Origin of the sequence: Lysinibacillus telephonicus (assembly GCF_039654155.1) — a bacterium.
Classification (GTDB): domain Bacteria; phylum Bacillota; class Bacilli; order Bacillales_A; family Planococcaceae; genus Ureibacillus; species Ureibacillus telephonicus.
Genome location: NZ_CP155468.1, coordinates 3,930,644 through 3,943,091 on the forward strand (window position 1 = coordinate 3,930,644; position 12,448 = coordinate 3,943,091).

Below are 12,448 nucleotides of genomic sequence, written 5' to 3' on the forward strand. Positions count from 1 at the left end.
TCCTCCTTAAGATGTTTAATTTATTTTAATTTATGAACCAACAATAACTATAATACATAAAAACTTATTGGTAAAGTATGAATTGAAATAAATTTAATAAACTGGCAAAAAATCTTCGCTCTAGTTAACTATCACTACACTTAAATAAAAAGAGACAATTAAAAAGGGGTAAGATGCCAAATGGAACTTTGTACATCTTACCCCTTTTATTTAAATGTCTCTATGTTTATTTGTTATCAGTTTTTTCTATAGCATCTTTATTATAATTGTACTGAGATGGATCGACGGGTGTAAATCCTATTGGCGTATAGAATCTCAATAAATCACCATTTACGACTTTATCAGATAACTGTAGTTTGTATTCTACTTCTTTTTCAAACTCATTTGCTTTTTCCAATAAACTATCATCTTCAGTTAATGGTAAACCAGTTTTCGCATCATAAAGATTATCATCAATTGAGTAAATCGTTGGGCTGACGAAGTCACCATTTCTGAACGGTACTAATTCATTGTGTTCTTCTGATAATAAATCTGTACCAAATTGAACGTAATTTTGTGAATCAATTCCAAGTAAGTGTAATAAAGTTGGAAGAAGATCCATTTGACCTCCGTAAGTATGATTCACTTCACCTTCCATTCCTGGAACATGAATAATCAAAGGTACTTGTTGTAAATTAGCACTTTCATAAGGTGTTACTTCTTTTCCAATAATTTGTTCCATTGCTCTATTATGATTTTCTGAAATACCATAATGATCACCATAAAGAACAATCATACTGTTATCATATAAACCTGATTCTTTTAATTGTGCAAAGAACTGTTCAATAGCTTCATCGGCATAACGAGCCGTTTGGAAGTAATTATCTACACTTGGATCACCAGTAGTCGCTTTCCCAATCGTTGTTAACTCTTGATCAATTTTGTATGGATAGTGGTTCCCTACCGTTATAAATTTCGTATAGAAAGGTTTAGGTAAAGATTTTAAAAGATCCATTGATTGCTCAAAGAAAGGCTTATCTAACAAACCATATTCAGCCATCTCTTCTTTAGAACTTGTGTCATAGTAATTTGCATCAAAGAAATGGTCATAACCGAAGGATTTATAAATCTCATTACGGTTCCAGAAAGTTCCGTTATTACCATGGAACACCGCTGATGTATAACCACTCTCTTTTAAAATAGCAGGAGCTGCTTGGTACGTATTTTGACCTTTTGTAATAAAGGCAGATCCTTGTGGTAAACCAAATAAAGAGTTTTCTAACATAAATTCAGCATCTGAAGTTTTACCTTGAGCCGTTTGGTGGTAGAAATTATCAAAGTAAAGTGTGTTCGGATCTTTAATTAATGAATTTAAAAATGGTGTTACTTCTTCACCGTTTAATTGATAGTTCATTAAAAAGTCTTGAATGGACTCTAAATGTATATAGATTACATTCATTCCTTTTGCTGCACCAAAATATTCTGGATTAGGTTCTGCATAGTTGGATTTTGTATAGTTAATTACTTCAGTCATATCATCACTATCAGCTAAAGCTCTTTGTGAAGATGCTTTTAAAGTTTCTGCAGCGTCATAAATCGTATAGTTATACATACCTAAATACTTAACGATATAGTTTCTATCAAAACCACGAGTTAATAATTGTGGTCGATCGGCATTAGCAAGCCCTAAATTAACAGCTGAAATTCCTATTACAAAAGCAATTACAGCAATTGCTTTTTTATATCCAACTCTACGATAATCTTTTTTTATTTTTTTAGATAAACATAAGTAAATTAACAAAAATACATCTACAAAGAATAAAATATCATAAGGTTTTAGTAAAGAAATAATACTACCGCCCAAGTCCCCAAAGTTTTGAGTTTGAGAAATTGTTGGTAATGTAATAAAGTCACTAAAGAATCGATAGTAAACCGCATTTGCATATAAAAGTATGGACATAAGAGTATAAATTACAACTAGTAATATATATTTTCCTCGTCCTTTAAAAATGAAGGCAACCCCAAGAAATAACATAGCTGAGCCTAGTGGATTTAATAATAAAAGGAATTGTTGAAGTGCCCCTTGTACTCCTAAATCAAACTGAGTTACTTGCGTAATATACGTTTTAATCCATAGCATAAGAACAGCTAATAAATATAGACCAAAAAACTTATTTAAAAAACCAGCTTTTTTATTAATTAAACTTTCCATTTTATTTCACCTTCCTAATAGTCAAACAGACTAAAATATGACTATTATAAACTTAACAATTATTTAAAAAAATAATTATTAATCTTTACATTAACTTGGTAAAATTATTTTTTACCGATAATTTTTCAAGCTTATACAGACTACATCTTAGTCCCGGTCTCTGTCAAGAGAATATAATAACCTAGTTTGCTATTTTCTCCTATATCTTACTTCCTATACCTTACTAATACTTAGACTTGTAGAATCGCTTTGAATATAAAAATGACCTCTTAATTTTTAAAAGACATTTACATTTTTAATATAACGATAATACTTCTTAACAAGTTCCATGGTTTTGTTAAATTTATAAGATGAAAAAAAAACGAATTCCATATTAGGAATTCGTCCCAGAGTGTAGACAAAGTCGAAAATCGACTTTGTCTACACGTATTTTTAGGTAATTCTTAAAAAGTAAAGAATATCCAGACTGTCTTGAAAACGCTTGCCAGCCAAGGCACGAAGGCGAGTGAAGACGCGAATAGAAGTTGCCTTCATGAGCGGACGAGCGAGACAAGTAACGTAGGATGAAAGCGTTTGTCAACAGTCTGAAACGAATTCCATATTAGGAATTCGTCCTTTTATTGTAATACTAACTCACTCCTCATCATATGCGGAGTGCTGCTCGTGACTAATTAGAAGTTAGTTGGTCTTATGAAAAATGCTTTGTTTACTTAAAACTAAGTTTGCCATTCTTAACATACTTCAACAAAACTTTCATTTTAAAAGGTTCTTTTTTTACTCATTAACTGCTCAAAATAATTACAGCAATAGATAAAAGAAACATAAACATAGCATTAATGGTCATCAACGGGCTATGTTTTGCACGGAAAAGGTGAGCATGTATTGCACCAATCATCAATATAGCAAATAAAATTGCTGCAAAAATCAACATTTTCTGAAACAAAAATGCTATTAATATACCTAGTACACCTATCAATTCTAGTGCAGCAATGATAAACATGAACCACATAGGGTACTTATACTCATTCCAATGCTGCACCATCATTGGTTTACGCAAAAATTTGATGGCAGCAGATATTGTAAATATACATACTAAAATAATCTGAGCAATAATTAAAAGTATCTCCAATTAATAACACCCCCTATACAAAAAACATTTATTGGTTAAAAGCACTATAATTAATAATGGAATAATAATCTGTAGTCTAGCCTACCAATCTATTTAATAAGGAGGCATTTTGTGGATAAAGTTAAATACTTATCAAGAATCAATTTATTTCATGATTTGGATATAAAAGAACTACAACAAATGGAATCCATTACACCGATTACAGTAACTAAAAAAGGTACTTTAATAACCTCTCCCAGTCGCAGTCAAGAACGACTGTATTTAATAAAGAAGGGAAAGGTACGCATGTATACTATTTCTAATAGTGGAAAGGAACTTACTATTGATGTATTGAACTCAGGAAATATATTTGGGGAAATTAGCCTGTTTTCCCCTGGGTTCCACCATATGTACGCTATAGCGATAGAGGATTCAGTTATTTGTTCAATAGATAAGACCCAGTTTGAACAAATAATAATGGAAAAGCCAGATATCTCACTAAAGATAATAACAATCCTCTCCTCTCGATTAAAAGAGATGGAAGAGATGATGGAGCAAATGGCTTATGGGAGTGTACGAAGCAAACTGCTTTTTTTACTAAATAGATTGTCAGATAAATTCGGAGAACCTTTAAAAGAGAGTGAGGACGAAAGTGGGTGGATTCAAATAGGTGTGAAGGTTACACATCAAGAATTGGCCAGTATGATGGGAAGCATTCGTGAAACTGTAACAGAATTATTAAATGATTTAATTTCAGAAGGAATGGTAAAGAGAACAAGTAATCGTGGTTTTTTTACCATTCATCAAACGCGATTAAAGAAAGCTTTAAAAGATTCGATATAGTAGAGAGATTCAACCATTGTTCTATAATTTATCACTAATAAGGTTGAATAATGCCTTAGATAATCCCATTTTAAAATTTGCTTATTATAGGTAAGAACTATTAAAAAGATCCTAATATTGTTTATCAATAATATTATGGATAAAACAAACATTGTACTTAATTATCCCTCTCATTAATAAGTAATTAACCAAAGAAAAACGAATTCCACATAGGAATCCGTTGAAATAATCTTATATTAACTTTCATAGGAAGAATCAACTACATTCTTTTTTTGGCTATAAATGACTCCAGCTATTGTAAATGCAACGCCAAGTAAAATTGCACTAACAAAAATAATCAAACCTACATTGCCATTTATATAAGTGTTATTCCAAACTGCTAGATTAACTACTGGCATTGAAAAGTCCTTTTTATCAATAATCATATCGACGATACTATTAAATATATAAAAATAAACTCCACTAATACTTAAACATATTGCAGCTTTATAATAGTTATTAAATGTAGTGTAGCGAATAACCAATAGATAAACCCAAGGAAGAATGATTCCAATACTAACTAAAGGAATTGCTATTTCAAGCACATTTTGAATATCCATAGAGCCTGACAGAAGAACACATGCTATTACTGTAATATAGACTAAAACTGTATCTATAATAAAACATAATAGTGCTTTATTACTTCCTATACCAAATGGCTTCATTTCACTTCGTAAAATTATTGGAAGAAATACTAGGGCATAAAATGTAAGTGTACATACAAATGTAATAACAAACCAGTCTCCTCCCGTGTACCAAGAACAAACAAGTAATAACAGATTAAGCGAAATAAAACTTCCTAAAACTGTAAACAACCCTTTCCTTTTGCTCACAATTAGCGGAAGATTAAGAAGTGAGAAAGCTAGCAGCTCTGCAGTTAAAACAATATAAAACCAATCTAATTTATGCTCTATAACTAAATTAACAATAAAACAAGCTAAGAGCGATATTAGGTAAGCTCCATATAAAATAGCAGAGTAAGTTTTTACAATATTCAGGAAATAATCCCCTCGCTTTTCCAATTGTCTTTGGTGATAATCCTCACTGGCAGTAATCAATTCATGTTCCGTTATTTGAAGTACTCGGCAAATTTCAGAAACAAGTGAAATATCCGGATATGAAACTCCACGCTCCCATTTAGAAACCGCTGATTCTGTAACATACAATGATGATGCAAAATCTTTTTGTGTCATCTGTTGCTCTTTCCTCTTCTTGGCTATAAACTGTCCAAATTTCATTTTATTTTCCATAACATCTCTCCATCAATTTAATATTCTTACACAAAACTTTTTATAAGCAGGAAATAGTTTAATATCTATTTATCATAGCACACGAATTAATTAACGATTTACATAAATAACCAATAATGGCATCGCATTAATTTTTAACCTCCCTTCTATTCCTTGCAAGATGATTTTGCCATTTCTGCATCTGCTTTTTCGGTGCCATTTACGTTATATGATTTTCCCTTCCACAAATCAATAAAATGCATAAAAAAAAGGACTCGACCATCAAGCCAGTCCGCTATTATCAAGGGGGTTAGCCACTTTTAACTTTTTACAAATTTCCCGTTTCACTCGAAACATTTCTAATAATTGACCTACGATTCAACTAGCAATAACTTTAAATATGACATATAGTTACGTATCTTACATTGTGAAAATCTAAAACATCTTTTACTTATAAAAGTGAACTTTACAAATTGTTCATTAACCGAAATATACTAATATTACCTAAAATTATATAAAAAATATTATTGCAATATAAATGTCATGGACGTAATCGATTTATCACCTTCCTGTGCTTTTTGTCAGAAAAATCTATGTTAGGATTATTAAAAATTAGCAACAAGAACTTGGAGGATAAATAAATGATTAAAAAAATGATGTCAATTGTACCACTTGCTGCACTCACATTAACTGTTAGTGCAAATGTACAAGCTGCAACAATTACCGTACAAAAAGGAGATACACTTTGGGATTTAGCACGTGCAAATAATTCATCTGTAGAAAATATTCAAGCAGTGAATCATCTTACTACAGACCTTATTCATCCCGGAGATATTTTAACCATTGCGCCGGAAAAACAATATACCGTTAAGCAGGGGGATACATTATGGGACATAGCTATAGCTTATCAAGTAACAGTTTCACAAATAAAGGAATGGAACCAATTACATACTGATCTCATTCACCCTGGTTTAAATCTAGTAATTTTTGAAGGTTTAAAAAATAGTGAAAGTGCAAAAATTCCTGCAGTGCATGCACCAAAGGAAAGTACACCTGAATCGAAGGCTCCATCAAATGAAGCTTTAACGCAAAGTACACCTAAGACTGCTGCTCCTGCTGCAAATAATGAAATTTCACAAGAAGAAGCACCTAAAGCAACCGCTCCTGCTAAAAGCAATGAGACTTCAGAGAAAGTTGCACCTAAGGCAACCACTCCTGCTGAAAGTAATAAAGCCGCACAGGAAAGTACATCTGAGGCTACTGCTCCTGCTGCAAGCAGCACAGGTTCGAAGGTAATTACAGTGGAAGCTACAGCTTATACAGCTTCATGCGAGGGATGTTCTGGTATTACCTCAACTGGTATTAATCTTAAAGAAAATCCAGATGCAAAAGTCATCTCAGTTGACCCTTCTGTTATTCCGCTTGGCAGTAAAGTTTATGTAGAAGGCTATGGTGAAGCAATCGCCGGAGATACTGGAGGAAGCATTAAAGGTAATAAAATCGATGTCTTTATTCCTTCGAAACAGGATGCAGCAGACTTTGGAGTTAAACAATTAAAGGTAACAATACTAGACTAGCATAATCATAACTAACCCATCTTAAATTTTTATATACAGAATAAGCAAAAAGGAATCCGTTTCGATCCCTTTTTGCTTATTTATACAGCCCTTTTAGTGATTCCAGTTTATAGAGCAGCAATCTAAATTATGATTCTGTAGTGAATAGATACTTTGTCTTCGTCTGATACACTTGCTTTTCTTGTAATATTGACGATTGGAATTGAGGATGATTGATTGAATCTGGTGGGTGTTGAGTCTCCAAGCATAAACCTAAATAATTTCGAGAAGGCGTTCCATAAAATGATAATTCATTGCCTAAATTATTTCCCGTATATAAAACAACACACGGTTCATCTGTTTCCACAATAAGCTTACGACCACTTTCTTTTTCAACAAGAATAATTTCTTGCTGATGATTTTTATTCAGTAAAAAAGGATGGTCATAACCGTTATGAGCAATCATATTTTGGATATTATTGGATTTGACCCCTTCTCCAATCTCTCTCCCATTTCGAAAATCAAAAACAGTATTTTCAACATTAATAATATTCCCCGTTGGCAATAGGTTTTCTTGCAATTCAAGGAACGCATTACTGTCAATGGTTAATTCGTGCTTTAAAATATCTCTTTTCAAGTTCCCACTTAAATTGAAATAAGTATGATTTGTGACGTTCAATAAGGTTGTTTGGTCAGAAACACCATAATAACTGATAATAAATTCATTATCATTATTTAATGTATACGTCACTTTCATTTCTACGTTCCCGGGATACCCTTCTTCACCATCAGGACTATGGTAAAAAAAATCCAACGACAATTCATGCTCTTTTTCAATAATTTTCACGTCCCATAATACATGACTAAACCCTTTAATTCCGCCATGTATATGATTGCTACCCTCGTTTTGTGCAACTATATAATTTTTTCCGTTTAATTGAAATGTTCCTTCACTAATTCTACCTGCGAATCTGCCTACTATAGCACCTAAATAAGGTGAATTCACTTCATAATCTGTAAAATTATCAAAGCCTAATACTATGTTTTCACTATCACCATTGCGATCCGGGGCTAAAATCTTTGTAATAATACAGCCATAATTAAGACAGGTTATTTCCACACCATGATTATTTTTCATTGTAAATATATAAACTGGCTGGTTATCCTTAATACCAAATTGTTTCTTAAGAACTTTCATTCATCCCCATCACCTTCTACGATTTATTAAAAATTCTCTTCTCTCTACAAAAGGGCTTACTTGAAACCATGTATATATAATTACCGTTTAACATTCACACTCTGTCCTGTTTTAATTGATTCATAAAAAGCATTTATGACTCGCATATTATTTACTGCAGATTCGCCGGAATAAGAGGGCTGAAAATCCTCTAAAATAGCTTGTGAAAAGTGTTCAACTTCTAAACAATATATATCACCATAAAATATTTCTTCTCTTAATTTATTTCCAATTTTAACAATGACATGACCTCCCCCTCCATTTCTATCTGGTCGGAAGGCATAAGGTACTTTAATCGATCCTTGTGTCCCAATGATTTCGTATTCATTTCGTTCAACCATATCAAAGCTACAATCAACTAGGGCTGTAACACCATTCTCAAGTTCCATATATGCAAATGCCGAAGTATCAACATTTGTGTCCCTATCAATTTTTGCATATACATGTACTTTAATAGGTTCTGTTTGTAGGACGCTGCGAATTGCATGTATAGAATAACAGCCTACATCATATACACTTCCGCCGCCCATATCTTTATTCATTCGAATATCTCCATCTCTATCTTGAAAATAAAATGAATGACTTGATCGTATCATTTTTACCTCACCAATCTCACCTGAAGAAATAATTTCTTTCACTCGTGCATGTTGAGGATGAAACTGATACATAAATGCTTCCATAAATTTAACATTATATTCCTTGCAAATTTGCACCATTTCATGAGCCTCTTCAGCAGTCAAAGAGACTGGTTTCTCACAAAGTACGTGTTTGCCCTGTTTTGCTGCTTTAAAAACCCATTCTTTATGTAAATGGTTTGGAAGTGGTATATAAACAGCATCGATATTCTCATCTTCAAGAAGTTCATCATAATTCTCATATGCTTTTGGGATGTTTAAATCTAATGCAACTTGGTACACCTTGCTCCCTCTACTAGCAATTGCGATTACTTCTGCATTCTTTGCACGAAAAATTGCTGGAATTAATTCTGTTTGTGCAATATTTGCCGTACTTAAAATTCCCCAACGAATTTTATTCACTTTATAGCCTCCTAATTATTTAAATATTGGAAAAATTTATTTTCTAAAGGCTTGTAAGGATTCATTTAATTCTGTGGTTTGTTCGTATACTTGCTTATAAATTGCAAAAAGTTTTTTATATTTCTCAGCATTTTCCTTTATAGGCTCATATGTTTTAACCTCTTCGATAAATACATCTGCACACTCTTGCAGCGATTCAAACCATCCGCTCCCAACAGCTGCAAGCATTGCGGCTCCAACGCCTGGACCTTGTTCACTTGAAAGTTTTACAATGTTTGCATTAAATATATCTGCCTGCATTTGCAGCCATTCTTCATTTTTTGCTCCCCCACCAATGGAAACAATTTTCTCTATTGTTTTACCGTTTTCTCTGAAAATATGAATAGTTTCATAAAGTGAGAAGGTAATCCCCTCTAATACAGAACGGACAAAGTGCTTTCTCGTATGAGCTCCATCCATTCCAATAAAACTTCCGCGAATAACCGAATCAGCATGTGGTGTTCGTTCTCCAACTAAATAAGGTGTAAAGATTAATCCATTTGCTCCAATTGGAATTTCGTCAACTCCAGCAAGTAAATCCTCAAAGGTTTCATTCTCGGCAAAAACATCCTTAAACCAACTTAAACTATAACCTGCTGCTAATGTAACGCCCATTGTATAAAATGCATTCTCTTTTCCGTGATTAAAGTAATGGACTTTCCCTTGAAAGTCTCGATCCTTATTTTCTTCGTAAGATAGAATAACCCCAGAAGTACCAATACTACAAAGAGTTTTCCCCTCTGATAAAATCCCAGATCCAATTGCTCCACAGGCATTATCAGCACCGCCTGCAAATACTTTTGTCTCTTTGGAAAGCCCTGTTTCCATTGCAAATGAAGTTTTTATTGTGCCTACACAATCATGGGATTCTATAAGTGGTGGACATAGTGAATAATCAATTCCTGTTAATTCACATATTTCTTTGCTCCACTTTTTCTCACTAACATTTAATAATAATGTGCCGGCAGCATCGGAATATTCACTATGAATATTACCTGTCATCTGAAAACGCAAATAATCTTTCGGCAGCATAAACACAGAAGCTTTTTTAAAAATATCGCTTTCGTGTTCCTTTACCCATAAAAGCTTTGGTAATGTGAATCCTTCCAATGCTGGATTTCTCGTAATAGAAAGCAGCTTTTCTTTCCCTACGATTTCATAAATTTCCTCGCATTGTTTAGTAGTTCTTGTATCATTCCATAAAATTGCAGGACGCAGAACTTCACAATTTTCATCTAATAAAACGAGCCCGTGCATTTGTCCAGAAAAACTTATCCCTTCAATGTTATCAACATTATCGTCAAACTTTTTGACTAGTTCAGATAATGCCTCTTTTGTTTTTTCTACCCAATGAGATGGATTTTGCTCACTGTAACCCGATTTTTCCTGAATAAGTGGATATGATTTTGAAATCTCCATACACACTTCGCCGTTTTGATTCATCAGTAGTACTTTTACAGCACTTGTTCCTAAATCAATACCAATTACATATTTCATTTGTCCACCTCATTTTATATCAATCGCGAATTAGTTAACCAACATCCAGTCTATAGGATCGTGGTAGGTCAGCAAGTTGCTAAACGCAGAATCAGTATTTATTTCTCACCTTAGAGGTAATAAACAAAAAGATATACCAGAACTACTAGAGGATGCTCAAATTATCTAGTAATAGCATTTTCATAGACAGCTTCTCCTTTAGTCCCCAAGTATATTATCTACTATGGTCAGTAGGATTTCGCTTCATTGAACTTTACTTTCCTCTTTGAACAAAACACTATTATAATTTCACTCTGGTATATCTAAATTCTTGTTAAATTACTCTGAAAGAACTGTTAATAAATATTGATTAACTATCGATTTTAGACGTTCTGTTCTGCCAGATGTGTTTTTAATTTCATCTAATTGCAGCGCATACTCCTCTAATTTATGAAAATCAGTATTTCCTTCTACGATGTCTTTGCCAATTCCATAAGAATAACTACTATAACGCTCTTCAATAAAGTTTTCTAAAACTTTATCATCAAGTAATTTTTGGGCAACTTTCAATCCTATTGCAAAGCTATCCATCCCTGCAATATGTGCATGGAAAAGATCTTCTTGCTCAAATGATCCTCTACGAACTTTTGCATCAAAGTTTAATCCACCACGGCCAAGTCCACCATTTTGTAAAATTTCATACATTGCTAGAGTAGTAGAATATAAATCTGTTGGAAATTCATCAGTATCCCATCCAAGTAAAGGATCTCCTTGGTTTGCATCAACAGATCCCAACATTCCATTAATACGGGCAACACGCAGTTCATGCTCAAAAGTATGGCCAGCTAATGTCGCATGATTTGCCTCAATATTGAACTTAAAGTAATCTTGTAGATTATAATTTTGTAAAAATGCTAATCCCGTAGCTACATCAAAATCATATTGATGTTTTGTTGGTTCTTTTGGCTTCGGCTCAATTAAAAATTGCCCTGTAAAGCCTATTTCTTTTGCATAATCAATTGCCATATGGAAAAAGCGTCCAAGATTATCTTGTTCAAGTTTCATGTCGGTATTCAACAACGTTTCATAACCTTCACGTCCACCCCAAAAAACATAGTTTTCAGCGCCTAATTCTTTTGCTATTTCTAATCCTTTTTTTACTTTAGCAGCGGAATACGCAAACACATCTGCGTTAACGGCTGTGGCAGCTCCATGAACAAAGCGTGGATGTGAGAACATATTCGCTGTATTCCAAAGCAATTTAGTTTTACTAGTTTTCATATATTCCTTAATCATTGTTACAATTTCATCCAAATTTTGATTTGTTTCTTTTAGATTATCGCCTTCAGGGGCTATATCAATATCATGGAAGCAAAAGAATGGGACGTTCAATTTTTCAAAGAATTCAAATGCAGCTTCAACTCGTGCCTTTGCAAGGTCCATTCCCGTAAACTTATCCCAAGAACGAATCATGTTTCCATTGCCAAATGGATCCGATCCATCCATTGTAAATGTATGCCAATAGGCCACACCAAAACGGAGAATTTCCTCCATCGATTTACCTGCAACTATTTCTTCTGGATTATAATATTTAAACGCCAACGGATTTGTTGATTTATGTCCTTCAAATTTAATATGGTTTACATTTTCAAAATAAGCCATTTAATCGCCTCCTATTATCGTAGGAAAAAAA

9 protein-coding genes are annotated in these 12,448 nt (G+C 33.2%); 2 read left to right on the forward strand and 7 right to left on the reverse strand.

Features of this window, described 5'->3' with window-relative positions:
- Positions 1-226 precede the first annotated feature (226 nt).
- Both MKY04_RS19075 and MKY04_RS19080 read right to left on the reverse strand, forming a co-directional pair.
- Positions 227-2,191, reverse strand: coding sequence for an LTA synthase family protein (locus MKY04_RS19075; protein WP_346234967.1), 1,965 nt, complete (start codon positions 2,189-2,191; stop codon positions 227-229).
- Positions 2,192-2,972: 781 nt separating this feature from the next.
- Positions 2,973-3,320, reverse strand: coding sequence for a DoxX family protein (locus MKY04_RS19080; protein ID WP_126293049.1), 348 nt, complete (start codon positions 3,318-3,320; stop codon positions 2,973-2,975).
- A gap of 111 nt (positions 3,321-3,431) precedes the next feature.
- On the opposite strand from MKY04_RS19080, the gene MKY04_RS19085 reads away from it, so the two are divergent.
- Complete coding sequence (locus MKY04_RS19085) at positions 3,432-4,142, forward strand: Crp/Fnr family transcriptional regulator (protein WP_346234968.1); 711 nt, start codon at positions 3,432-3,434, stop codon at positions 4,140-4,142.
- Positions 4,143-4,378: 236 nt separating this feature from the next.
- Here the strand turns inward: MKY04_RS19085 and MKY04_RS19090 are convergent, their stop codons facing one another.
- Positions 4,379-5,431, reverse strand: coding sequence for a helix-turn-helix transcriptional regulator (locus MKY04_RS19090; RefSeq protein ID WP_346234969.1), 1,053 nt, complete (start codon positions 5,429-5,431; stop codon positions 4,379-4,381).
- Between the two features lie 620 nt (positions 5,432-6,051).
- Here MKY04_RS19090 and MKY04_RS19095 point away from each other — a divergent pair.
- On the forward strand, positions 6,052-6,987 hold the full coding sequence (locus MKY04_RS19095) for a 3D domain-containing protein (protein WP_126293045.1): 936 nt from the start codon (positions 6,052-6,054) through the stop codon (positions 6,985-6,987).
- Between the two features lie 127 nt (positions 6,988-7,114).
- Here the strand turns inward: MKY04_RS19095 and MKY04_RS19100 are convergent, their stop codons facing one another.
- The 4 genes from MKY04_RS19100 to xylA form a co-directional block, all read right to left on the reverse strand.
- Positions 7,115-8,164: an aldose epimerase family protein gene (locus tag MKY04_RS19100; RefSeq protein ID WP_126293044.1), complete on the reverse strand. Its 1,050-nt coding sequence runs from the start codon at positions 8,162-8,164 to the stop codon at positions 7,115-7,117.
- Positions 8,165-8,244: 80 nt separating this feature from the next.
- On the reverse strand, positions 8,245-9,240 hold the full coding sequence (locus MKY04_RS19105) for a Gfo/Idh/MocA family protein (RefSeq protein WP_126293043.1): 996 nt from the start codon (positions 9,238-9,240) through the stop codon (positions 8,245-8,247).
- 36 nt (positions 9,241-9,276) lie between these two features.
- Positions 9,277-10,776 carry a xylulokinase gene (xylB, locus tag MKY04_RS19110; RefSeq protein WP_126293042.1) on the reverse strand — a complete coding sequence of 500 codons (1,500 nt, stop codon included), beginning with the start codon at positions 10,774-10,776 and terminating at the stop codon, positions 9,277-9,279.
- A 318-nt stretch (positions 10,777-11,094) separates the two neighbouring features.
- Positions 11,095-12,417 (reverse strand): xylose isomerase, encoded by a 1,323-nt coding sequence (gene xylA, locus MKY04_RS19115; RefSeq protein ID WP_126293041.1) that lies wholly within the window; start codon positions 12,415-12,417, stop codon positions 11,095-11,097.
- Positions 12,418-12,448: the final 31 nt, after the last annotated feature.

Excerpts from the sequence above, each read along its gene's own strand:
- xylB (WP_126293042.1), bottom strand. The coding sequence starts at position 10,776 with ATGAAATATGTAATTGGTATTGATTTAGGAACAAGTGCTGTAAAAGTA.
- MKY04_RS19090 (WP_346234969.1), bottom strand. The coding sequence starts at position 5,431 with ATGGAAAATAAAATGAAATTTGGACAGTTTATAGCCAAGAAGAGGAAA.
- xylA (WP_126293041.1), bottom strand. The coding sequence starts at position 12,417 with ATGGCTTATTTTGAAAATGTAAACCATATTAAATTTGAAGGACATAAA.
- MKY04_RS19100 (WP_126293044.1), bottom strand. The coding sequence starts at position 8,164 with ATGAAAGTTCTTAAGAAACAATTTGGTATTAAGGATAACCAGCCAGTT.
- MKY04_RS19075 (WP_346234967.1), bottom strand. The coding sequence starts at position 2,191 with ATGGAAAGTTTAATTAATAAAAAAGCTGGTTTTTTAAATAAGTTTTTT.
- MKY04_RS19095 (WP_126293045.1), top strand. The coding sequence starts at position 6,052 with ATGATTAAAAAAATGATGTCAATTGTACCACTTGCTGCACTCACATTA.